The organism is Cupriavidus sp. WKF15 (assembly GCF_029278605.1).
Taxonomy (GTDB): Bacteria; Pseudomonadota; Gammaproteobacteria; order Burkholderiales; family Burkholderiaceae; genus Cupriavidus.
The window spans coordinates 141,139-162,284 of sequence record NZ_CP119572.1; the positions used below are offsets into that span (position 1 = coordinate 141,139).

Annotated in this window: 22 protein-coding genes; 12 read left to right on the top strand and 10 right to left on the bottom strand. The window is 66.2% G+C overall.

Annotated elements, in window-relative coordinates; translation table 11 throughout:
- The first annotated feature begins 38 nt into the window (after positions 1–38).
- On the top strand, positions 39–791 hold the full coding sequence (locus tag CupriaWKF_RS00610) for an SPOR domain-containing protein (protein WP_276099130.1): 753 nt from the start codon (positions 39–41) through the stop codon (positions 789–791).
- Positions 792–858: 67 nt separating this feature from the next.
- Here CupriaWKF_RS00610 and rfaE2 read toward each other — a convergent pair whose 3' ends face one another.
- The 7 genes from rfaE2 to CupriaWKF_RS00645 all read right to left on the bottom strand — a co-directional run bounded on the left by rfaE2 (position 859) and on the right by CupriaWKF_RS00645 (position 8,009).
- On the bottom strand, positions 859–1,353 hold the full coding sequence (rfaE2, locus tag CupriaWKF_RS00615; protein WP_276099131.1) for a D-glycero-beta-D-manno-heptose 1-phosphate adenylyltransferase: 495 nt from the start codon (positions 1,351–1,353) through the stop codon (positions 859–861).
- 382 nt (positions 1,354–1,735) lie between these two features.
- Positions 1,736–2,593, bottom strand: a complete 858-nt coding sequence (locus CupriaWKF_RS00620; protein ID WP_276099132.1) for a ferritin-like domain-containing protein — start codon at positions 2,591–2,593, stop codon at positions 1,736–1,738.
- Between the two features lie 194 nt (positions 2,594–2,787).
- Positions 2,788–3,996: a patatin-like phospholipase family protein gene (locus CupriaWKF_RS00625; protein WP_276100868.1), complete on the bottom strand. Its 1,209-nt coding sequence runs from the start codon at positions 3,994–3,996 to the stop codon at positions 2,788–2,790.
- Positions 3,997–4,127: 131 nt separating this feature from the next.
- On the bottom strand, positions 4,128–4,904 hold the full coding sequence (locus CupriaWKF_RS00630) for a PhaM family polyhydroxyalkanoate granule multifunctional regulatory protein (RefSeq protein WP_276099133.1): 777 nt from the start codon (positions 4,902–4,904) through the stop codon (positions 4,128–4,130).
- A 73-nt stretch (positions 4,905–4,977) separates the two neighbouring features.
- Complete coding sequence (locus CupriaWKF_RS00635) at positions 4,978–5,811, bottom strand: enoyl-CoA hydratase/isomerase family protein (RefSeq protein WP_276099134.1); 834 nt, start codon at positions 5,809–5,811, stop codon at positions 4,978–4,980.
- Positions 5,812–5,939: 128 nt separating this feature from the next.
- Positions 5,940–6,920, bottom strand: coding sequence for a fumarylacetoacetate hydrolase family protein (locus tag CupriaWKF_RS00640; protein WP_276099135.1), 981 nt, complete (start codon positions 6,918–6,920; stop codon positions 5,940–5,942).
- Positions 6,921–6,995: 75 nt separating this feature from the next.
- Complete coding sequence (locus CupriaWKF_RS00645) at positions 6,996–8,009, bottom strand: tripartite tricarboxylate transporter substrate binding protein (protein ID WP_276099136.1); 1,014 nt, start codon at positions 8,007–8,009, stop codon at positions 6,996–6,998.
- Positions 8,010–8,256: 247 nt separating this feature from the next.
- Here CupriaWKF_RS00645 and CupriaWKF_RS00650 point away from each other — a divergent pair, with 247 nt between their 5' ends.
- The 4 genes from CupriaWKF_RS00650 (at position 8,257) to CupriaWKF_RS00665 (ending at position 11,528) form a co-directional block, all read left to right on the top strand.
- Positions 8,257–9,090 carry an IclR family transcriptional regulator gene (locus tag CupriaWKF_RS00650; protein ID WP_276099137.1) on the top strand — a complete coding sequence of 278 codons (834 nt, stop codon included), beginning with the start codon at positions 8,257–8,259 and terminating at the stop codon, positions 9,088–9,090.
- A gap of 85 nt (positions 9,091–9,175) precedes the next feature.
- On the top strand, positions 9,176–10,150 hold the full coding sequence (locus CupriaWKF_RS00655) for a DUF3108 domain-containing protein (protein WP_276100870.1): 975 nt from the start codon (positions 9,176–9,178) through the stop codon (positions 10,148–10,150).
- Between the two features lie 56 nt (positions 10,151–10,206).
- Positions 10,207–11,055, top strand: a complete 849-nt coding sequence (locus CupriaWKF_RS00660; RefSeq protein WP_276099138.1) for an alpha/beta fold hydrolase — start codon at positions 10,207–10,209, stop codon at positions 11,053–11,055.
- 215 nt (positions 11,056–11,270) lie between these two features.
- Complete coding sequence (locus CupriaWKF_RS00665) at positions 11,271–11,528, top strand: DUF3567 domain-containing protein (RefSeq protein ID WP_011296306.1); 258 nt, start codon at positions 11,271–11,273, stop codon at positions 11,526–11,528.
- Between the two features lie 76 nt (positions 11,529–11,604).
- Here the strand turns inward: CupriaWKF_RS00665 and CupriaWKF_RS00670 are convergent, their stop codons facing one another.
- Positions 11,605–11,997 carry a rhodanese-like domain-containing protein gene (locus CupriaWKF_RS00670; RefSeq protein ID WP_276099139.1) on the bottom strand — a complete coding sequence of 131 codons (393 nt, stop codon included), beginning with the start codon at positions 11,995–11,997 and terminating at the stop codon, positions 11,605–11,607.
- A 165-nt stretch (positions 11,998–12,162) separates the two neighbouring features.
- Between CupriaWKF_RS00670 and CupriaWKF_RS00675 the strand changes: the two genes are divergently transcribed.
- From CupriaWKF_RS00675 to CupriaWKF_RS00695, 5 genes are all read left to right on the top strand, one after another.
- The gene (locus tag CupriaWKF_RS00675; RefSeq protein ID WP_276099140.1) at positions 12,163–13,218 is read left to right on the top strand and encodes a homocysteine S-methyltransferase family protein; all 1,056 of its coding nucleotides are present in this window, start codon (positions 12,163–12,165) and stop codon (positions 13,216–13,218) included.
- Positions 13,219–13,235: 17 nt separating this feature from the next.
- The gene (gene metH, locus CupriaWKF_RS00680; RefSeq protein WP_276099141.1) at positions 13,236–15,983 is read left to right on the top strand and encodes a methionine synthase; all 2,748 of its coding nucleotides are present in this window, start codon (positions 13,236–13,238) and stop codon (positions 15,981–15,983) included.
- 261 nt (positions 15,984–16,244) lie between these two features.
- Positions 16,245–16,604, top strand: a complete 360-nt coding sequence (locus tag CupriaWKF_RS00685; RefSeq protein WP_276099142.1) for a hypothetical protein — start codon at positions 16,245–16,247, stop codon at positions 16,602–16,604.
- A gap of 307 nt (positions 16,605–16,911) precedes the next feature.
- On the top strand, positions 16,912–17,544 hold the full coding sequence (locus CupriaWKF_RS00690) for a response regulator transcription factor (protein ID WP_276100871.1): 633 nt from the start codon (positions 16,912–16,914) through the stop codon (positions 17,542–17,544).
- A gap of 69 nt (positions 17,545–17,613) precedes the next feature.
- Positions 17,614–18,024, top strand: a complete 411-nt coding sequence (locus CupriaWKF_RS00695; protein WP_276099143.1) for a response regulator — start codon at positions 17,614–17,616, stop codon at positions 18,022–18,024.
- A 27-nt stretch (positions 18,025–18,051) separates the two neighbouring features.
- On the opposite strand, the gene CupriaWKF_RS00700 is transcribed toward CupriaWKF_RS00695, so the two are convergent.
- Complete coding sequence (locus CupriaWKF_RS00700; RefSeq protein ID WP_276099144.1) at positions 18,052–19,458, bottom strand: CHASE3 domain-containing protein; 1,407 nt, start codon at positions 19,456–19,458, stop codon at positions 18,052–18,054.
- A gap of 297 nt (positions 19,459–19,755) precedes the next feature.
- On the opposite strand from CupriaWKF_RS00700, the gene CupriaWKF_RS00705 reads away from it, so the two are divergent.
- Positions 19,756–19,920 (top strand): DUF1328 domain-containing protein, encoded by a 165-nt coding sequence (locus CupriaWKF_RS00705; RefSeq protein WP_211946877.1) that lies wholly within the window; start codon positions 19,756–19,758, stop codon positions 19,918–19,920.
- Positions 19,921–19,962: 42 nt separating this feature from the next.
- Positions 19,963–20,379, top strand: coding sequence for a DUF883 family protein (locus CupriaWKF_RS00710; RefSeq protein WP_276099145.1), 417 nt, complete (start codon positions 19,963–19,965; stop codon positions 20,377–20,379).
- Positions 20,380–20,639: 260 nt separating this feature from the next.
- Here the strand turns inward: CupriaWKF_RS00710 and CupriaWKF_RS00715 are convergent, their stop codons facing one another.
- Positions 20,640–20,960 carry a DUF1840 domain-containing protein gene (locus CupriaWKF_RS00715; protein ID WP_276100872.1) on the bottom strand — a complete coding sequence of 107 codons (321 nt, stop codon included), beginning with the start codon at positions 20,958–20,960 and terminating at the stop codon, positions 20,640–20,642.
- Between the last annotated feature and the right edge of the window lie 186 nt (positions 20,961–21,146).

Genomic DNA, 21,146 nt, shown 5'->3' on the forward strand with positions numbered 1-21,146 from the left:
ATCGTCAACGCGTCGACTTTTCACACCGCACCGCCCCCATGTTCCGCCTAGGCCCGCCCGACCAGCCGCATTGGTTGTCGATCCTGCTGCCGTTGCTCCTGCTGGCAAACGTTGTCTTGCTCGCGACAGTGCTGGGCGTGTTCGGGCCGGACCCGTTGTCGGACTGGCTCGGCACGCCACAAGAACCGGCGCGGCTGCGCCAGCAGGTACGCACCGAGCGCATGGAGCTTCAGCCCGCGCCTCCGGCGTCCGGCGCGGCCCCCGCAGCGGCGCCGCGCGGCGCCGGTCCGGCCGGCAAGGTCCTGGCGGTAGCGGGCGCGGGCAGCGACAGCCAGTGCGTGGAAATCGGCGGGTTCAGCGCGCAGGGCGTGCGCCGCGCCGCCGAAGACCTTGCCGGCGGTTCCTGGCAGGTAGAGCAATTCGAGCGCCGCGAACAGGTGCGCTGGTGGATCCACCTGCCGGCGCAGCCCACTCGCGAGAACCTCGAACGCAAGCTGGCCGAACTGCGCCGCCGCAACGTGACCGACTATTCGGTGGTGACCAGCGGCGCAGCGGAAGCAGAGTCGTTCACCGTGTCACTGGGCCTGTTCCGCGAACGCGAACACGCCGAACACTACCTGGAGACCCTGCGCGGACAAGGCGTGCGCACCGCCGTGCTGGCCGACGCGCCGCGCCCGTTTATGCGCCCGTGGCTGCGCGTGCGCGGCGCCGACGAAGCGGCGCGCGCGCGGCTGGACGCCATGCGCCAGCGCTACGGCGCGGAAACGCTGCTGAACTGCGGGGGCGCCTGAGGACCCGGCTTCGGTAAAAGAAGCGGATAACGGGCCGGGATCAGGGCCCCGGCCCCGGCGCGTTGCCTTAACGATGCTGCCTGACCTTGGTCAGCAGCTTGGTGGTGGAGCGGTCGTGGAGGAAGGGGATGGCGATGGCCTGCCCGCCCCAGCTGCGCACCAGGCGCGTTTCCTCGAGCGTCTCGATGTCGTAGTCGCCGCCCTTCACATAGATATCCGGACGCACCTGGCGGATCAGCTCCACCGGGGTCTGCTCGCGGAACATGGCCACCAGGTCCACCGAAGCCAGCGCAGCCAGCAGCGCCATGCGGTCCGATTCATGGTTGAGCGGGCGATCGTCGCCCTTGCCCAGCATCCTGACCGAGGCGTCGCTGTTGACGCCCACGACCAGGCTGCCGCCCAGCGCCCGCGCCTGGGCCAGGTAGGTCGCGTGGCCACGGTGCAGGATGTCGAAGACGCCGTTGGTGAATACCAGCGGGCGCGGCAGCGCCGCGATGCGCGCGGCCAGCGCGGCGGCATCGTCGGGCAGGGTCAGTTTGGATTCGAAATCGGGTACGGACATGTCTGGGGCCAGGTTTTTCATCCCCGGAATGGTACCCCGGCTTGACCCCTGGCAGCCGATTCAGCCTGCACGCCGCCAGGGCAAGGCCTCGCCGGAGTGGGAGGCGAGATTATCTTATCGTATATTTCGGTGCTTATAAAATGGACTGGATTAAATCGTCCAATGTTTGCGGGAGTGGGCATGGATAATCGATATTGATTACCACGTTATTGAAGGGGGGTGATTTAGTTTTTATTTCAATGATTTCGTGGTGAATGGGGGATGGGGAATGACTAACCCCACCCCAACCCCTCCCCGATTCCCGCAATCCAGCGAAGAACCCCAAAAAAAAAGCCCCATCGATCCGATGGAGCTTTTCGTCAGCAGCAGAAAATCCCGCAACTCAAGCCGGCTGCGCGCCGCCACTGGCCTGCAGGCGCGAATTCAGTTCCTTGCGATAGCGATTCAGGTCCTGCACGGTTTCGAACGTGCGCTCGAACAGCAGCGACATATTGTGCAGGATCCGTTCGATCACCTTCTTTTCCCAGCCTTCGTCGAAACGGATCTGCTCGTCCAGCCACTTCTCCAGCCAGTCCGGATCGGGCAGGCGCGACTGCACGGTGTCGTTCGGGAACAGCGCCTTGTTCACGTGCAGGTTGGTCGGGTGCAGCGGCTTTTCGGTGCGGCGCGCCGACGCCATCAGCACGCCGATCTTGGCGAACGCGGCGCGCGCGTTGTCGCCGAACTGCGCCAGGTACTTCTTCATGTAGCGCAGGTAGGCGCCGCCGTGGCGGGCTTCGTCCTGCGACAGCGTGCGGTAGATATGCTTGATGACCGGTTCCGAGTGCCATTCGGCGGCGCGGCGGTACCAGTGGTTCAGGCGGATTTCGCCGCAGAAATGCAGCATCAGCGTTTCCAGCGGCGGGGCCGGGTCGAACTCGAAGCGCACGGCGTGCAGTTCTTCCTCGGTCGGTACGAGGTCCGGACGGAAGCGACGCAGGTACTCCATCAGCACCAGCGAGTGCTTCTGCTCCTCGAAGAACCAGATGCTCATGAAGGCCGAAAAGTCGGAGTCGTGGCGGTTGTCGCGCAGGAACATCTCCGTCGCCGGCAGGGCCGACCATTCCGTGATGGCGTTCATGCGGATGGTCTTGGCCTGGTCGTCGGTTAGCAGGCTGGCGTCGAAGCTATCCCAGGGGATGTCCTTGTCCATGTGCCAGCGGACCGCTTCCAACGATTTGAACAGTTCGGGGTAGAGCATGGTAAGCCTTTGAAATTACGGGCGGATTCTACCAGATGCGAATTATTCTCTATTTCCTTTTTTTAGGGCGGATCGCCGCAAATGCAACGACTATCACCGTGGTTCGAGCGGATTCGGCGCCATTTTGGGCGATTAGCGGTACAAGTGCGCAGCAATGTGCCAATGGCGGCGCTTGCCGGCGCGCTGACCGGTCTTTATGCAACAGGTGCCTGGGTGACCTGGGCGGCGCCTGTGTGGTCGGCACCACGCGTCGACGGCGTGCCCGGGATGACGCCGTACAGGAAGGCCGCCAGTTCATCCGCCTGGGTTGCCGCGTCGCGTTCGCCGAGCGCGATCAGGGCCTGGGTGAACTCGGGCTCGAACAGCAGGTAGCTCGCAAACGCGGCGCCGCGCGCTTCCGTGCCGCCCAGCGGGGTCAGCAGCGCGCGCACGGTGCGCGGCAATTGCTGCAGGTGCTCGGCGGCAATGGCCTCGATGGGCTCGCTCGGCGAGATCGTCATGACCTGCACGGGCCGCCAGCCTTCGGTATCGCCCGCCAGTTCCGGCATGCGTGCCAGCAGGCGGTTGATGTGCAGCAGGCGCTCCAGGTCGGCCGAAAGCCCGTCCAGGAAGATGCTTGCCAGCGCCTGTCCGCCGACCTGGGCCAGCGACGGATAGCCGCCGGCCGGCACGGTGTCGAACCAGCCCGGACGCTGCCGCGACGCGGAGCCAATGGCAAGCACGCGTGCAGCCCCCAGGTGGATGGCCGGTGAAAGTGGCGACATCTGGCGCATGGTCCCGTCGCCGAACCACTCGTGATGGCCTTCAAGTTCAAGCGCCAAGGCGGGGAACAGGAACGGGATCGAGGACGAGGCCAGCAGGTGGTCCACCGTGATCTGCGCGGGCACCGCAATGCGCTGGCTGCGGTGCCATGGGTGGATGCGCCGGTGCGACTGGTAGAACGTCACGTGCCGTCCGGTGCTGTAGGACAGCGCCGTGACCGCGAACGCCTGCAGCACGCCGGCATCGAGGCTGGCCTGCACGCGCTGGCCTTCGAAGAGCTCGCCCAGCATGCTGCCAAGCGGCGCGTTGTCGAGCAGCGCGCGCGGCGCGCGGCGGTGCGTGACCCAGCCGAACGCCAGTGCCGACAACCAGCGCGCGCCTGACACGCCCGCGCGCAGCACGTCGGTGCGATAGACGTCGTCGGTGTGGATGCCATGCCACAGTGCCGACAGGCTATCCGCGGCGGCCTGGAAGTCCGCCGCCTGGATCGCCAGTCCGGCGCCGTTGATGGCGCCTGCCGAGGTGCCGGCGATGATGCCGAACGGTATCGGCTCGTGGCCATGCCCATGCCGAGCCGCGATGCGCGCCACGCCGCTGAGCACGCCGGCCTGGTAGGCCGCGCGCGCGCCGCCGCCCATCATGATCAGCGCGGTGGCATTGCGTTGCACGCCGCCATGGTGCCCGTGGCGTGGCGGCGTGGCCTCATGGTGGAGGAGGCTGTCTCGATGCATGCGGTGGGCTGAGAGCGGCCGGGCGCCGGACGTCGGCGCGCTTATTCGTTGCCGTTATCGGGTTTGGCTGCCTTGCCAGCGCCCGATGGCTTCTTGCGCGCGGCAGTGCTCTTGGCTGCGTCCTTCGTGGCCCCCTTCGGCGCGGTGCCACTCTTGCGCGCGGGGCCGGACGCGGACTTGTCCGTGCCAGCGGGATTGGCGGCGGGCTTTTCGTCCGGCTTCGCCGCCGCGGCGGGCGTACCGGTAGCAAAGCCGCTCATGCCGAACGGGGCAATGCTGGCCGCCGCCGCGCCGCTCGCGATCTGGTTAAACTGCTGCTGCAGCATGTCCCACCATAGCGATGCGTTGGGCGGCGGGGCCGTGTCCGCGCTCTTGCCTGACCCCGCCTGCGCGCCGGGTTCCGCCGCTTCCTGCGCAGAGGCCGCCGCTGCATCTGCCGGCTTGTCGCTGGCGGCAGGGCGCTGCGCAGAGGGCGAGGGCGAGGCACTCGGCGCATTGGCAGCGCGCGCGACGCTTTCCATTGCGTTCTGCATGGCCTCGGGCGACAGTGCATTGCCGAAGGTCTGCAGCGCGACCAGCGTGGCGCGCTGCACCTCCAGGCCCTGGATCGTGGTGTGCAGCAGGTTGGTGTTGAGCTGCAGCCAGCTTTCCACGGCCTTCAGGTCGTGGATGCGCTTGTCGAGGTCTTCGAGATCCATGGGGGGCGTCATGGCTGCCTGCAGGCCGGGCATCAGGCTGCCGGACAAGCCCGCGCCGCTGCCCCACAGCTTGCGCATGAATTCGAAGCCGTTGGTGAAATCAGGAATCTGTCCGAACATGTCATGCGCTCCGTGGATGGAGCAGCCGGGCAGGCAGGGGCGCCGCGGTCTGTCTCCGTCCTGTCTGGTTGGACTACTTGAACTCAGGCGGCCGCTTCTGGCGCAGGCTCGCCATGCCTTCGTGCACGTCGGGGCCGGCAAAGCCCATGAATTCGAGCGCCAGCGAGGAATCGAAGGCGGGGCCGGCCATGCGCAGCCAGTTGTTGAGAGCGTACTTGGTCCAGCGGATCGCCGTCTGCGAACCGGCCGCCAGCCGGTTTGCCACGTCGAACGCGCGCGCGACCAGTTCGTCCTCTTCCACCGCCAGCGAGACCAGGCCGATCCGCTCGGCTTCCTCGCCGCTGACCGACTCGCACAGCATCAGATAGTACTTGGCCTTGGCCATTCCGCACAGCAGGGGCCACACGATCGCGGCATGGTCGCCGGCCGCCACGCCCAGGCGCGTGTGCCCGTCGACGATGCGCGCGGTCTTCGCCGCGATCGAGATATCGGCCAGCAGCCCGGCCACCAGGCCCGCGCCCACGGCCGGGCCGTGCATGGCCGAGACCACCGGCTTGTCGCAGTTGATGACGTTGTAGACGAGGTCGCGCGCCTCGTGCCAGACGCGCGTGCGGGTCTCGAAGTCATTGGCCATGTCCTCCACCAGCGACAGGTCGCCGCCGGCGGAAAAGCCCTTGCCCTCGCCGCGGATCAGCGCCACGCGCACCTCGGGGTCGGCCGACACGTCGCGCCAGATCTCGGCCAGCTCGCGGTGCATATTGGCGTCCGCGGTGGCCAGTTTCTGGTTGGCCGATTGGGCCGCGCCCATGATGATTTCAAGGATCGGGCCATGCTGGCGCAGCGTGAGTGCGCGATAGCGTTCGTAGCGGGAAGAGAGCGGCGTGGGAGCTGGGGTCGGTATCGTCATGGCAGGGCTGCGCAATCGAAAAAGGGCCGTGCCGGGTGCATGGATCCAATTGGATCAATTCACAAACCGGTCGGTCGGTAAATTATATGCACATCCGGCATGACCCTGTCCGGCCTGCGGTCTTGCCGTCAGGGCTGCGCCACGAGCTGGTCGATGGCGCCGAACACGGAATGGCCCTGTGCGTCGAACATCTCGATCTTCACCGCGTCGCCGAATTTCATGAACTCGGTGGAAGGCTTGCCGTCCTCGATGGTCTCGAGCATGCGCTTTTCGGCGATGCAGGCGTAGCCCTTCTTGCGGTCTACGTTGGAGATGGTGCCCGAGCCGACGATGCTGCCGGCGCGCACGTTGCGCGTCTTGCAGATATGCGCGATGAGCTGGCCGAAGTCGAACACCATGTCGGTGCCGCAGTCGGGATGGCCCACTTTCTTGCTGTTCCAGTGCACGGTCATCGGCAGGTGCACCTTGCGCTCGCGCCAGGCCTCGCCAAGTTCATCGGGCGTGACCGCCACCGGCGAAAACGCCGTGGCCGGCTTGCTCTGGAAGAAGCCGAAGCCCTTGCCGAGTTCCGCCGGGATCAGGTTGCGCAGCGACACATCGTTGGCCAGCATCACCAGGCGGATGGCCTCGGCGGCCTGCTCGGCCGTGGCACCCATCTTCACATCGCCGGTGATGACGGCGACCTCGGCCTCGAAGTCGATGCCGAAGGCTTCGCTGGCGCACACGATGTCGTCGTACGGGCCCAGGAAATCGTCGGAGCCGCCCTGGTACATCAGGGGGTCGGTCCAGAACTCGGGCGGCATCTCGGCGCCGCGGGCCTTGCGCACGAGCTCCACGTGGTTGACATAGGCCGAGCCGTCGGCCCACTGGTAGGCGCGCGGCAGCGGCGCCATGCAGTGCTTCGGATCGAACGGGAACGGGTGACGCGCGCGGCCCGCATTGAGGGCGTCGTACAGGTCCTGCAGTTGCGGCGCGTAGAAGGCCCAGTCGTCCAGCACGGTCTGCAGGCGGCCGGCGATATCGGCGGCGTAGTGGGCGGTCTTCAGGTCGCGCGAGACGACCGCCAGCTGGCCGTCGCGCGAGCCATCCTTGAGGGTGGCGAGTTTCATGGTCGGTAGAGCCTTGGCTTGATCAGGTCGGTGCTTGCGGTGCGGGAACATCGGGCGCACCGCATGCGGCGGCCGTTAGTCTACCGTGATGCCCTTGGCCTTGATGAGCTTGCCCCAGCGCTCGGCTTCGGCGTGCGCATATTGCGCGAACTCTTCCGGCGTGCTCGAGACCGGCTCCACGCCGACGCCTTCCATCCGTTTCTGCACCTCGGGACTCTTCAGCGCCTTGACCAGTTCGGCATTGAGACGGGTCACAACTGGCTTGGGCGTGCCGGCCGGCGCCACGACCCCTTGCCAGGCGTAGGCCTCGAAGCCGGCGACGCCGCCTTCGGCCACGGTCGGCACATTGGGCAGCACGGCCAGGCGCCTGGGCGTGGCCACGCCGATGGCGCGCAGCTTGCCGGCGGTGACGTTCTGCTGGCCCGACGCCAGGTCCACGAACATCAGGTCCACCTGTCCGGCCAGCAGGTCCTGCACGGCCGGTGCGGCGCCCTTGTAGGGCACGTGGGTCATCTTGATGTGGGCCTGGTCCATGAACAGTTCCATAGCCAGGTGGTGCGGGCTGCCGGCGCCCGGCGAGGCAAAGTTGACCTTGCCGGGGTTCTTCTGCGCGTAGTCGATGACTTCCTTGAGCGTCTTGGCCGGGAAGTTGGGCGCGGCCACCAGCACCAGCGGGAAGCGCGCCACCATGCCAACGTGCACGAAGTCCTTCTCGGCGTTGTAGGGCAGCTTCTTGTACAGGGACGGATTGGCAGCCAGCGTCGCGGTGTCGGCGGTCAGTACCGTGTAGCCGTCCGGCTTGGCGTGGGCGACGGCGTCAGCGCCGACGATGGTCGCCGCGCCCGGCCGGTTGTCGACCACCACCTGCTTGCCCAGCGCCGGGGAAATGGCCTGGCCCAGTGTGCGCGCCACCACGTCGGTGCCGCCGCCGGCCGGGTAAGGCACCACCCAGCGGATCGGCTGCGATGGCCATGCGTCTGTGGCACTGGCGGGTGCGGCGGCGCCGAGCGAAAGCACAGCGGTGGCGGCGAAGGCGGCAAAGGTACAGGTGGCGCGCAGCGCGGCGCGCGCGGGGCGGAAAGGCGTCATCGGGTGTCTCCGTCTGGTGTTCTCAGCCCGGCGTGGCTTGCGGCACCGTGGTCCATACCGGACCGGCCGGCGCACCGGGTCTGTCGGCAAAGTCTACTCACCGTTTAAAAATTGGTAAATCGATTTCGCTATAGTAAATTTACGTAGGGATTTCGCCGGAACCCCTGTGCTGGCGGCGGCGAATACCCCACAATCCTGCTGTGCTTCCCGCCTGCCCCCTCTCACGCTGCCCCAACGCTCGCCCTGCATGACCGAACCAGACGAAGACGACGCCAAGCTGCGCTCCGGTATCCAGTCCATCGAGGTGGGTTTCAAGCTGCTGCAGGCGCTGGCCGCCTCGCCGCGCGCGATGATGCTGCGCGACCTTGCCGCCGCCGCCGAGATGAACCCGGCCAAGGCGCACCGCTACCTGGTCAGCTTCCTGCGGCTGGGGGCCGTGGCGCAGGACCCGGTAAGCGGGCGCTACGACCTGGGGCCGTTCGCCCTGCAACTCGGGCTGGCGGGCCTGAACCGGCTCGATCCGGTCAAGAAGGCGCGGCCGATCCTGTCGCAGTTGCGCGACGAGATCGACCTGACCGCGGGCATCGCCGTGTGGGGCAATCACGGGCCCACCATCGTGCACTGGGAGGAGTCGAGCCACCCGGTCACCGTCAGCCTGCGGCTCGGCGACGTGATGCCCATGCTGAACTCCGCCACTGGCCGCCTGTACGGCGCCTACCTGTCGCGCAAGCAGACCCAGCCGCTGATCGAGCGCGAACTGGCCGCGCGCGGGCAGGACGATGTGCCCGACATTCCGGCCAGCGCTGCCGACTACGATGCCATCTGTGCCGACGTGCGCGCGCATGGCGCGGCGCGTACGCGCGGCGGCGTGCTGCCCGGCATCAACGCCTTCTCGATGCCCGTGTTCGATGCCAATGGCCATCTGGCCATGGGTTTGATCGTGCTGGGCGCACAGAGCATATTCGATGCAGAATGGGGTGGTACGGTCGATCGCCGCGTGCGTGAGATCGCCCAACAGCTCTCATCGGAACTCGGCTACCTTGGCGCCGCCCAAACGGCCGGACGGACCGGCAACTCCTGATTCCCGCGCCGGATCCGGCGCCGACCCGCGCGCGTGGCGGCGCCGGCGCTGGATCCTCGTCATCTTGCTGGTGCTGCTCGTGCACATGCTGGCCGTGATCGGCTTCCTGCGCATGCCTGGCCCGCTGATTCCGCTCGATGTCAGCGAAACACCGGCGCTCGAGGCGGTACTGCTGCCGCCGCCGAAGCCGGTGCGCCCGCCCCCCGCCGAGCCAAAGCCCGCGCCAAAGCCACGCCCGGCGGCGCCGCAGCCCGCGCCCAAGCCGGTTGAAACGCCCCCAGAGCCGCCGGCGCCCGCCGTGGCGACATCCGAACGTGGCACCACGGAAACCGTTACCGGCTCCGGCGGCAGCGGTACCGCGCCGAACGCCACGCCTGCGCCTTCCCCGCCGGCCCCCCCGGGCCCACCCGCGCAGGACGGCGAGAAATACGTGGCGCCGCCTTCGGCCACCATGCACTACGCCAGCTTCGTCAACGGCGTGCAGAACCCGGATGGGCTGATCCGCTGGGAGCAGGATGGCAAGCGCTACCGCCTGTCGGTCGAGACGCGCGTGCTGTGGTTTCGCTTCGCATTCCAGAGCAGCGGCGCCATGACCGAGAACGGCCTGCTGCCGGAGCGTTATGAGGAAAACCGGCGTGGCAAGTCCGAAGCCGCGCGCTTCGACCAGGCCGCCGGCACGGTGGCGTTCTCGCCAGGCACGCAGGCGGCGCTGGCCCCGGGCGCGCAGGACCGGTTCAGCGTCTTCCTGCAACTGGTCGGGCGGGTACGCGGCAATCCGCAACGCTATGCGTCGCCGGGCGTCACCGAAACCTTCCAGGTGGCCGATACGCGCGACATGCAACCGATGCAGGTGCAGTATGTTGGAGAGGAGGAGATCGATATCGGCCGCGGCATGGTACGCGCCAAGCATTTCGTGCGGCTGCAACGGCACGCCGGCGACCGGCGGCGCGTCGAGATCTGGCTCGCGCAGGCGCTTGGCTGGATGCCGGTGAGGCTGCGCCAGACCGAGCCGGACGGTACGCAGATCGACCTCGTCTATCGCAGTACCGAGGGCCAGTAACCGGACCTGCGGGGGCCTGCCCGCGTTCACCCGCCACCCCTTCAAGGAGTTTCGCCATGACCGCCAGCACCGTAGCCACCGCACCGAGCGAGACGCATCGCATCCACGTCGATGGCGTCGACCTGCACGTCCGCGTGGACGGCGCCGACGGGCCCTGGGTGGTCCTTGCGCACGCGCTCGGCGCCAACCACACGCTCTGGGACGCCACCGCCCGCCACCTGTGCGCGCGCTATCGCGTCGTGCGTCCGGACATGCGCGGCCACGGCAGTAGCAGTGCCCCGGTAGGGCCCTACGCGATGATGCGGCTGGCCGACGACGTGGCGGCCATCATGGACGCGCTGCAGATCCCGCAGGCGCATTTCTGCGGCATTTCGGTGGGCGGCATGATCGGCCAGACGCTGGGCGTGCGCCATGCCGAGCGCCTGCTGTCGCTGACGCTGGTGGCGACCATCAGCCATACACCGCTCGACGCACACCCGATGTGGCACAACCGGATCGGGCAGGTCGAAGCGCATGGCATGTCGGGCCTGGCCGATGCCACGCTGGAGCGCTGGCTGACCGAACCTTTTCGCCATGCGCATGCTGACGAAGTCGCGCGCATCCGCGCCATGTTGCTGGCCACGCCGGTGCGCGGCTATGTCGGCGTGGGGCAGGCCATCATGGCGTTCGATGCAGCCAGTGCGCTGCATCGCATCCATTGCCCCACGCTGGTCGTGGCGGGCGAGCACGACCAGGGTGCGACGGTGGCCATGGCGCAGTCCATCGCCGCGGCGATTCCCGGTGCGCGGCTCGAAGTCTTGCCCGCGGCGCATCTGGTGCCGGTGGAGCAGCCAGACCGCTTCCACGCCGCCCTGGACAGCTTCCTTGGCCACGCCGCATGCGGCGGCCAATGCGACGTTCCATAACGCACAACGCAGTGATGTCCTATTCTCAAGAAACTTGTTGATGTTGCCGTTGCCCAATTTACTGAGATAGGTAACGTCGTATCCGTACGGCGGCCCGCACGCAAAACTTGAAATTGCCGGGGCCGCCCCTAGCTTGGAGGTAACGACCCGGCGCCCCCCTCTCAACGCAACAATGAAAAGGCCGGCCGCCCAACCATGACGCCAGGAGGTGTGCCATGCAAATGATCTACAACAGCGACAACTACTGCATCGTCGAATTCGGTGCGGATGTCGAGCAAGCGCCTCTCGAATTCGGCGGTTACGAAATCGTCGACAAGAACATGAAGCGCGAGATTTTCCTCGGCGGCAAGCTGGCCGAGAATTTCCGCGCCGACGTGCAACGGTTGATTGAAAGCGAGCCGTCGGTGGAAGAGGTTGATGATTTCCTCGGGAAGTTCGATACGGTGATGACGCATCCGCTGGTGATGCATTGAGTGTCTGCTCTTTCCGCTCTTCCTGGCATCTGGCAACGCCCGCGGTGACGCGGGCGTTGTTGTTTTAGCCGTGGGATCAATATTGCTCCCACGGCAATCCCTCGAATCTCCAGCCGTTCACCGTATTCCGATGCCGCTCGGAATCGAGATCGCCTTCGAATCCGTGCAGCACGTTGTACACGTTCGCGAACCCGGCGCCTTCCAGGGCCCGCGCCGCGGCCGTGGAGCGGTTGCCGCTGCGGCAGATCAGCAGCACGGGCCGCGCCGAGACGTGCCCCGCCAGCTTTTTCACGACCTGCACGAAATGGGGATTCACCTCCCAGTCCGGGCCGTCATTCCACGGCACGTTGTGCGCGCTCTTGGGGTGGCCGACGAACAGGTACTCCATTTCGCTGCGGCAATCGATGAACAGTGTGTCGGGTGACTCCAGCAGCAGCTTCTGGGCGTCGGCGGGGCTGAGGTGTTCCATGGCAGGGCGGCGGAGCCGGCGGGAAGGTCGGCGATGGTGATCGTTACGCCTCTCAGTGTAGGCCCACCGCCCATGCGCAGGCAACCTCGGGCACCCGCAAGGCCTTGATGCACCTGATAAAATCGGCCTCTTGACGATTTGTCCCGCCTATTCACCGTCCCCGCCATGAGTGCCCCTGACCAACCCACCTTGCGTCCCTATACCCGGGCTGCCAACCTGCCCCGGCTGCTGCGCGAGCGCATCCTGATCCTGGACGGCGCCATGGGCACCATGATCCAGCGCTACAAGCTCACCGAAGCCGACTATCGCGGCGAGCGGTTCGCGGAACACAAGGTGGACGTGAAGGGCAACAACGAACTGCTGCTGCTCACGCGCCCGCAGGTCATCAGCGAGATCCACGAGCAGTATCTCGCCGCCGGCGCGGACATCATCGAGACCAATACCTTCGGTGCCACCAGCGTGGCGCAGGAAGACTACAAGATGGCCGACCTCGCGTACGAAATGAACGTCGTGGCGGCCAGGCTCGCACGCGCGGCCTGCGACAAGTACAGCACGCCCGACAAGCCGCGCTTCGTCGCCGGCGCGTTCGGCCCGACGCCGAAGACCGCCAGCATCTCGCCCGACGTGAACGACCCGGGCGCGCGCAATATCACGTTCGAGGAGCTGCGCGCGTCGTACTACGAACAGGGCAAGGGGCTGCTCGAGGGCGGTGCCGATGTGTTCCTGGTCGAGACGATCTTCGATACGCTCAACGCCAAGGCCGCGCTGTTCGCGATCGACCAGCTGTTCGAGGACACCGGCGAGCGCCTGCCCGTGATGATCTCGGGCACCGTGACCGATGCCTCGGGCCGCATTCTCTCGGGCCAGACCGTGGAAGCATTCTGGAACAGCCTGCGCCACGTGAAGCCTGTGACCTTCGGCCTGAACTGCGCGCTGGGCGCGACGCTGATGCGTCCGTACATCGCCGAACTGGCGAAGGTGTGCGACGTGGCGATTTCCTGCTACCCGAACGCCGGCTTGCCCAATCCGATGAGCGAGACCGGCTTCGATGAAACGCCGGAAGTCACCTCGTCGCTGGTGGAGGAATTCGCCGCGTCCGGCCTGGTGAACCTGGTGGGCGGCTGCTGCGGCACCACGCCCGAACATATTGCCGCGATCGCCCAGCGCGTGGCCAACAAGAGCCCGCGCACCTGGCCGGGCCAGTACAGCGAAGCCGCCTGAGCCAGCGAGACAAGAACATGAGCACGAACCAACTGCCCCCGCGCCCGATGCGCCTGTCCGGCCTGGAGCCGTTCACGATCGACGACGACACGCTCTTCGTCAACGTCGGCGAACGTACCAACGTCACGGGCTCGAAGGCCTTCGCCCGCATGATCCTGAACGGCCAGTTCGACGAGGCGCTGGCCGTGGCCCGCCAGCAAGTCGAGAATGGCGCGCAGATCATCGACATCAACATGGACGAGGCGATGCTGGATTCGAAAGCGGCGATGGTCCGCTTCCTGAACCTTATCGCCTCCGAGCCCGACATCGCGCGCGTGCCGATCATGATCGACTCCTCCAAGTGGGAAGTGATCGAGGCCGGCCTGCAGTGCGTGCAGGGCAAGCCCGTGGTGAACTCGATCTCGCTGAAGGAAGGCGAGGAGCAGTTCCGCCACCACGCCGAGCTAATCCGCCGCTACGGCGCGGCTTCCGTGGTGATGGCCTTCGACGAGAAAGGCCAGGCCGACACGTTCGCGCGCAAGACCGAGATCTGCAAGCGCAGCTATGACTTCCTGGTGAACGAGGTCGGCTTCCCGCCCGAGGACATCATCTTCGACCCGAACATCTTCGCGGTGGCGACGGGTATCGAGGAACACAACAACTACGCGGTGGACTTCATCGAAGCCACGCGCTGGATCAAGCAGAACCTGCCGTACGCCAAGGTGAGCGGCGGCGTGTCGAACGTGTCGTTCTCGTTCCGCGGCAACGACGTGGTGCGCGAGGCGATCCACACCGTGTTCCTGTATCACGCCATCGAGGCGGGCATGGACATGGGCATCGTCAACGCGGGCCAGCTCGGCGTGTATGACCAGCTCGACCCCGAACTGCGCGAGCGCGTGGAAGACGTGGTGCTCAATCGCCGCGAAGACGCTACCGACCGGCTCCTGGAAATCGCCGACCGCTTCAAGGGCGGTGGTGCGAAGAAGGAAGAGAACCTCGCCTGGCGCGGCACGCCGGAGCAGCCGGTGCCGGTCGCGAAGCGCCTCGCGCATGCACTGGTGCATGGCATCACCAACTTCATCGTCGACGATACCGAAGAGGCGCGCCAGGAAATCGCCGCGCGCGGCGGACGTCCGATCGAGGTGATCGAAGGCCCGCTGATGGACGGCATGAACATCGTCGGCGACCTGTTCGGCGCCGGCAAGATGTTCCTGCCGCAGGTGGTCAAGAGCGCACGCGTGATGAAGCAGGCGGTAGCGCACCTGCTGCCCTTCATCGAGGAAGAGAAGCGCCAGCTGGCCGAGGCCGGCGGCGATGTCCGCTCGCGCGGCAAGATCGTCATCGCCACCGTCAAGGGCGACGTGCACGACATCGGCAAGAACATCGTGTCGGTGGTGCTCCAGTGCAATAACTTCGAAGTGGTCAACATGGGCGTGATGGTCCCGTGCAACGAGATCCTGGCCAAGGCCAAGGTCGAGGGCGCGGACATCGTCGGCCTGTCGGGGCTGATCACGCCGTCGCTCGAAGAGATGGCCTACGTGGCCTCGGAAATGCAGCGCGACGACTATTTCCGCGTGAAGAAGATCCCGCTGCTGATCGGCGGTGCCACGACTTCGCGCGTGCATACGGCGGTGAAGATCGCGCCGAACTATGAAGGCCCGGTGGTGTACGTGCCGGACGCTTCGCGCTCGGTCAGCGTGGCGTCGAGCCTGCTGTCGGACGAAGGCGCGGCGAAGTATCTCGACGAGCTGAAGACCGACTACGAGCGCATCCGCGCGCAGCACGCCGGCAAGAAGGCCACGCCGATGGTGACGCTGGCCGAGGCGCGCGCCAACAAGACGCCGATCGACTGGAGCGCCTATGTGCCGCCGAAGCCCAAGTTCATCGGCCGGCGCGTGTTCCGCAACTATGACCTGGCGGAACTGGCCAACTTCATCGACTGGGGCCCGTTCTTCCAGACCTGGGACCTGGCCGGCAAATTCCCGGACATCCTCAACGACGAGATCGTCGGCGAGTCCGCGCGCCGCGTGTTCTCGGACGGCAAGAGCATGCTGTCGCGCCTGATCCAGGGCCGCTGGCTGACCGCCAACGGCGTCATGGCGCTGCTGCCGGCCAATACCGTCAATGACGACGATATCGAGATCTATACCGACGAAACCCGCAGCAAGGTCGCGCTGACCTGGCACAACGTGCGCCAGCAGAGCGAGCGCCCGGTGGTCGACGGCGTGCGCCGTCCGAACCGCTGCCTGGCCGACTTCATCGCGCCGAAGTCGTCTGGCGTGGCGGACTATATCGGCCTGTTCGCGGTCACCGCCGGCATCGGCGTCGACAAGAAGGAAGCGCAGTTCGAGGCCGACCACGACGACTACAGCGCCATCATGCTCAAGGCGCTGGCCGACCGCCTCGCCGAGGCCTTCGCCGAGTGCCTGCACGAGCGCGTGCGCAAGGACCTGTGGGGCTATGACGCGGCGGAGCAGCTTTCCAACGACGAACTGATCGCCGAGAAGTATCGCGGCATCCGTCCGGCGCCCGGCTACCCGGCTTGCCCGGAGCACACCGTCAAGGGCCCGATGTTCAGCTTCCTCGACGCGGCCGAGATCGGCATGGGCATCACCGAATCGCTGGCGATGACGCCGGCCGCGTCGGTCAGCGGCTTCTACCTGTCGCATCCGGACTCGACCTACTTCACGATCGGCAAGATCGGCCAGGACCAGCTCGACGACATGGCGGCCCGCCGCCACGAGGACCGCAACGCCGTCGCGCGGGCGCTGGCACCCAACCTGTAACTGCATGCGTCGCCAGGGCGCCGCGATCGCGCGGCGCCCGCGTGGCGCAGGTCCTTGATGCGGCAGGAAATCCGCCTTGCATCGCAGCATGGAGGGGGCGCAAGCGCTGTTCGCGTCGCTTCACAACTCCTTACACTGCATTGCAATCGCTCACAGACCGGGGGCGGACGCGCCCCTAGACTGGCTCCAAGTTCACGTGAACAACAGCGTGGATGCCGCAGCGAATGTTTCGCCGCGGATCACCCTGAAAGGAGCCTTTCCATGAAGAAACTGCTGATCTCCCTGTCCGCCCTGTCGATCGCTGCTGCTTCGTCGCTGGCCATGGCGCAAGGCACTGGCACCACCACGGGCAACCCCGGGGTCAGGGCCGACGTCGGCGCCGCAGTGAACACGCCGGCTCCGGCTGCAGGCGGCGCGCAAGCAGGTGTGGGCGCATCGACTTCGCTGGACAAGGGCGCGGCGGCCACCTCGGCCACCTCGGCCGACATGGGTGGTGCCGCCAGTGCCGATGCCGGCACCAAGGCCAAGAGCAAGCACAGCGCGAAGTCGCACAAGAAGGACAAGGCCGACGCCAGCCTGGGCGCCAGCGCGGGTGCCGAAGCGGGCGCCAAGGCCCAGTAAGCCGGGCCGGCCGCATCTGGCCCGACGGGGCCGATGCGGCCTGATGCAATGCAGCAAAGCGGGACGGACCTCCAGCCGTCCCGCTTTGCTTTTGTGCTATCGGCTGTCCATGCGGCGCGGCAGTAGCGCTATCTGTGCCGCACTTGTCCCTTCCTCTCTCTCGTGCCGGTGTCTTTTGCGCCGGCGCATCAATGTCAGCCTGACACCGACAGTCCGCGGCCGCTTGCGGCACTACAATGCAAACACAGCAAGCGGTTCCGCCTGCACCCGAGTTGACTGGGCGAAAGCCCTACCAGTGGAGCCCATGATGATCCGCGTCCTGATCGCCGATGATCACGAGATTGTTCGCGCAGGGCTGCGCCAGTTTCTTGCTGATGAGCCTGATATCCAGGTCACCGGCGAGGCCGGCAGTGGCGACGAAGTCATGGCGCAATTGCGCGACGGCGAGTTCGACGTGCTGGTCCTCGACATTTCGATGCCCGAACGCAACGGCATCGATGTGCTCAAGCTGATCCGCCAGCGCAAGCCGGACCTGCCTGTGCTGATCCTCTCGACCTATCCCGAAGACCAGTACGCAATCAACCTGATTCGCGCGGGGGCTTCGGGCTACCTCACCAAGGAAAGCGATCCGGACGACCTGGTCAAGGCCATCCGCACCGTGGCCCAGGGCCGCCGCTATGTCAGCGCGGCCGTGGCGGACTTGCTGATCGGCGGGCTCGACAAGCCGACCGAGCAGCCGGTGCACCAGATGCTGTCGGAGCGTGAATTCCAGATCTTCTGCAAGTTGTCGCGCGGCCAGTCGGTCTCGGTGATCGCGGATGAGCTTTTCCTGAGCGTGAAGACCGTCAGCACCTACCGTTCGCGCATTCTGGAGAAAATGGGCATGAAGACCAATGCCGACCTGACCTACTACGCCATCAAGAACGGCCTGGTCGAATGACGGACAGGCGAACCCGCTGCGCAGACCGCATGGCGGGCCGGCTGCAACCACCCCACTGAACGTAGAAGAATGTCGGAGCAGGCTTCGAACTCCCCCCACCGGGCACTGCGCGTTCTGCTGATCGAGGATTCGGCAGTGCTGCGGGGCATGCTCCTCGAATACCTGAGCGACTTCCCGTATGTGCGCAGCGTCGACTGGGCCGATACCGAGGCCATGGCGCTGCGCATGGTGAGCGGCGACATGCCCTATGACGTGGTGATCGTCGACCTGCAGCTGCGCCAGGGCAACGGCATCAACGTGCTGCGCGCGATGCAGCGCGAAGGCTTGCCGGGCCTGCGCATCGTTTATACCAACCACGCGCAGGTGTCGATGTACCGCAGCCAGTGCGCCGACGCCGGGGCCGACTACTTCTTCGACAAGTCGCTGGAGCTCGAACAGGTGTTCCGCGTCATCGAGGAACGCGCGGCCGCCGGTTCCTGACCCTTTTCCTCTATTCTGCCTTTTCCTCTATTCCGGCTGGACTTCGGCCGGTTCTTCCGCAGATGCCAGGATCGACGCGGCGAGCGGCACCTCGACGCGGATGCTCACCCCGGTGTTGGGCGAGGACACGATCTCCATGCTGCCGCCAAGCGCCGTCACGCGCTGTTCCATGCCCAGCAGGCCATGGTGGCCGGCGGTGCTGCCGGCATCGAAATCAGGCGGCAGGCCCTTGCCGTCGTCGTGGATCGTCAGCGTGAGCTGCTCGTCCGTGCAGCCCAGCGACAGGCGGATATGGGTCGCCTGCGAATACTTGCTGGCGTTGGTGAGGGATTCCTGGGCGATGCGATAGAGCGCAATCGCGGCGGCGTCGCTCAGGCGCGGCAGGTCTTCCGGCACGTCGACTTCGGACTCCCAGTGATTGCGCCCCGCGACGTCCTCGACGAGCTGGCACAACGCGGCCCGCAGGCCGAGATTGAGCAGCACGGTGGGGCGCAGGTCTTCGATCAGGCGGCGCTTGATCTGGATGCCCTGGTCCACGTGGAGCATGACCCGCGTCAGCTTGTCCGCGGCTTCCGGCTGGCTTTCCTGCACGCGCCGGCGGACCCAGTGCAGGTCCAGCTTGATCGCGGTGAGGATGGCGCCGAGCTCGTCGTGCAGTTCGCGCGCGAGGCGGGTCTTCTCGTCTTCCGTCACGCGTTGCAGGTGGCCCGCGAGCGCCGATAGCTGGCGCGTGCGCGCGCGCACCTTGCGGTCCAGCCGGACGCCTTCCTCCTCGGCCTGCGCGCGTCCTGCTTCGGACAAGGTCAGGCGTTTGGCATGGCCCAGGCCAACGGCGATCAGTAACACGATATTGATGGCGGTCAGCAGGGCGATGCCGTAACGCGACAATTGCACATCGCGCTCGGCGCCCTCCAGCCGATGCGCGACGGTTTCGGCTTCGCGCGCCTGCAGCGCGTCCAGGCCGCGGCGCGCGTTGTCCATGGTCTGCTTGCCATAGTCGGTGCGCACCAGGTCCAGCGCCACCGCCAGGTCGCGCTTGCCGTATAGCAGCGTCAGCGCCATTTCATTGAGCTTGCTGCTGATCTGCTTGGAGGTCTCGCCGAACAGCTTGAGACCTTCGGCATCGTTGGCGTAGTCCGCGCGGATGCGCGCCATCAAGTCGTTGATGCGCGGCAGCGCCTGGTAGTAGGGCTCCAGATAGCTGTCCTTGCCGGTCAGCAGGAAGCCGCGTTCGCCGGCCTCGGCATTGACCAGCTCGCCGTTGAGCGCGGCCAGCTGCGTCTGCACGCGCTGTGAGCGGATGACATCGTTGTAGCTCTCGCGCAGGCGGATATTGCCGGTCTCGGAGGCGACCAGTACCGCCAGGGTCAGCAGGATGCCGCCAGCGAGCAGCAGGGTATGGGGCAGGAAAGACTGCTTGAACTGCTTGAACATGAGGCAATTCCTCGGTGAGGCGCTTGCCGCCGGGGTGTGGTCATGGGATCACATCCCAGGGGTGGGGTCAACCAGCAATTGTGACCACGGCCACGTCGCGCAGGGCGGTCGTGATGCGCGCGTGCCGCCGCCGGACGGCACTGTAGGACTCGGCTGACAGCGGAATCGGCCCGCTGTCGGTGTCTGTGCCGGGGACGGCTTCCTACGATGAGGCTATGAGCTTGTCCGTCACCGCGCAAGCCCTAACCGGCGACCTGTCCGTCAGGCGGGCAGGCGCCACCATCGGGAGTTCCAGTCATGCTGCAATATGCACTCGTCTTTTTCGTTATTGCGCTGATCGCCGCGGTTTTCGGTTTTGGCGGTATTGCTGCCGGCGCCGTAGAGATTGCAAAGATCCTGTTCTTCATCTTCCTGATCGTGGCACTGGTCGCGGCCGTCATGGGTCTGGTCCGCAGACGGTGACGCGCATCCGCGCCCCCTAACTGTGCCCTGAGGAGTAGTCCTATGCTGACGCAGAACCCGAATGTCCGGAAGGAAATCAACCACCTTGCCGACAGCGCAGACAGCACCATTCGCCGGATCCGGCACGCGGCGCGCGACACGCGCGAAGCGGCAGGACCGATCTCGGACGAGGTGAGATCCCTGATCGCCCAGCTTCAGCACACCATCGAGGTGCTGGCGAGCGAAGGATCGGAGCAGAGCCTGAACGCCGGGCGCCGCCTGCGCGAACGTGCCGCCGAGATGACCGACCGCCTGCGTGCGCAGGCCGGAGACAGCGTCACCCACGTGCGCGAACGCATGGACGGAGCGGTGGTGCAGGCGCAGCAGCGGGTGGCCGAATCCCCGCTCAAGTCAGTGGGGCTGGCGGCCGCGATCGGTGCGCTGATCGGCTTGTTGCTGGCGACTCGTCACCGGGAGTAGCACGCTGCGGCCGTCCGCGGGCAGGTGCGACGGCCACGGTAACATTCCCCCCTTGTCCGGATGGCATTCACGTTCCGGAAGCCTGGCTCCGCTGTGGCGGTGTCGGGCATTTTTTTTTGGTTGTTTGGTGGAATGGGTAATGATGAGGTTGTCATTACCCCTTCCCCGCATTCAGCGAAGAACCTTTTTTTGGCCTTTTGCCGAGAAAAGAAGATTGCCTAGAAGCCCGCTCAGGCGCGTCCTCGGTCGCCAGAATCCGATCACACGCCCCATAACACATCGACCCCTTCACGCTGCGAGGCCCGCAGCATGTCAAGGAACGGATAGGCGCGCTGCCCGAGGTGCAGCGGTTCCTCCTCGTCGTCTTCATGCTTGCCGTCGCTGACCGAGGTTTCGGCGGGGTGGTTGCGCTTGGCATCGCTGACGGCGGCTTCGAGCTTGTGGATCGCGCGAGGCAGCTCTTCCACGGTGATCACCCCCCGCTCTCCGAGATGCTTGCCGATGATGCCCAGAAGCGTCACGGCCAGATCTCTCATCATGATCAGGTCCTGCGCGGCGTGGGATTTGAAGGTGATCAGCATGATGTTGTTTCCTTTTACGGACATGCGGAACGCGGGCCCCCGGGGGCGGGAGCGGCCGCGCGGATTGTGGCTCTTGCGAGCCGCGCGCATGATGTCAGCATAGCACCTGATAAAATTCCGCGTTTCCGAATTCCATTGCCGGTCACGCGGCGCGGCGTTCACATGCGCGCCACTTCGCGGCGCCTT

Excerpts from the sequence above, each read along its gene's own strand:
- CupriaWKF_RS00610 (WP_276099130.1), top strand. The coding sequence starts at position 39 with ATGTTCCGCCTAGGCCCGCCCGACCAGCCGCATTGGTTGTCGATCCTG.
- rfaE2 (WP_276099131.1), bottom strand. The coding sequence starts at position 1,353 with ATGTCCGTACCCGATTTCGAATCCAAACTGACCCTGCCCGACGATGCC.
- CupriaWKF_RS00620 (WP_276099132.1), bottom strand. The coding sequence starts at position 2,593 with ATGCTCTACCCCGAACTGTTCAAATCGTTGGAAGCGGTCCGCTGGCAC.
- CupriaWKF_RS00625 (WP_276100868.1), bottom strand. The coding sequence starts at position 3,996 with ATGATGGGCGGCGGCGCGCGCGCGGCCTACCAGGCCGGCGTGCTCAGC.
- CupriaWKF_RS00630 (WP_276099133.1), bottom strand. The coding sequence starts at position 4,904 with ATGTTCGGACAGATTCCTGATTTCACCAACGGCTTCGAATTCATGCGC.
- CupriaWKF_RS00635 (WP_276099134.1), bottom strand. The coding sequence starts at position 5,811 with ATGACGATACCGACCCCAGCTCCCACGCCGCTCTCTTCCCGCTACGAA.
- CupriaWKF_RS00640 (WP_276099135.1), bottom strand. The coding sequence starts at position 6,920 with ATGAAACTCGCCACCCTCAAGGATGGCTCGCGCGACGGCCAGCTGGCG.
- CupriaWKF_RS00645 (WP_276099136.1), bottom strand. The coding sequence starts at position 8,009 with ATGACGCCTTTCCGCCCCGCGCGCGCCGCGCTGCGCGCCACCTGTACC.
- CupriaWKF_RS00650 (WP_276099137.1), top strand. The coding sequence starts at position 8,257 with ATGACCGAACCAGACGAAGACGACGCCAAGCTGCGCTCCGGTATCCAG.
- CupriaWKF_RS00655 (WP_276100870.1), top strand. The coding sequence starts at position 9,176 with ATGCTGGCCGTGATCGGCTTCCTGCGCATGCCTGGCCCGCTGATTCCG.
- CupriaWKF_RS00660 (WP_276099138.1), top strand. The coding sequence starts at position 10,207 with ATGACCGCCAGCACCGTAGCCACCGCACCGAGCGAGACGCATCGCATC.
- CupriaWKF_RS00665 (WP_011296306.1), top strand. The coding sequence starts at position 11,271 with ATGCAAATGATCTACAACAGCGACAACTACTGCATCGTCGAATTCGGT.
- CupriaWKF_RS00670 (WP_276099139.1), bottom strand. The coding sequence starts at position 11,997 with ATGGAACACCTCAGCCCCGCCGACGCCCAGAAGCTGCTGCTGGAGTCA.
- CupriaWKF_RS00675 (WP_276099140.1), top strand. The coding sequence starts at position 12,163 with ATGAGTGCCCCTGACCAACCCACCTTGCGTCCCTATACCCGGGCTGCC.
- metH (WP_276099141.1), top strand. The coding sequence starts at position 13,236 with ATGAGCACGAACCAACTGCCCCCGCGCCCGATGCGCCTGTCCGGCCTG.
- CupriaWKF_RS00685 (WP_276099142.1), top strand. The coding sequence starts at position 16,245 with ATGAAGAAACTGCTGATCTCCCTGTCCGCCCTGTCGATCGCTGCTGCT.
- CupriaWKF_RS00690 (WP_276100871.1), top strand. The coding sequence starts at position 16,912 with ATGATCCGCGTCCTGATCGCCGATGATCACGAGATTGTTCGCGCAGGG.
- CupriaWKF_RS00695 (WP_276099143.1), top strand. The coding sequence starts at position 17,614 with ATGTCGGAGCAGGCTTCGAACTCCCCCCACCGGGCACTGCGCGTTCTG.
- CupriaWKF_RS00700 (WP_276099144.1), bottom strand. The coding sequence starts at position 19,458 with ATGTTCAAGCAGTTCAAGCAGTCTTTCCTGCCCCATACCCTGCTGCTC.
- CupriaWKF_RS00705 (WP_211946877.1), top strand. The coding sequence starts at position 19,756 with ATGCTGCAATATGCACTCGTCTTTTTCGTTATTGCGCTGATCGCCGCG.
- CupriaWKF_RS00710 (WP_276099145.1), top strand. The coding sequence starts at position 19,963 with ATGCTGACGCAGAACCCGAATGTCCGGAAGGAAATCAACCACCTTGCC.
- CupriaWKF_RS00715 (WP_276100872.1), bottom strand. The coding sequence starts at position 20,960 with ATGCTGATCACCTTCAAATCCCACGCCGCGCAGGACCTGATCATGATG.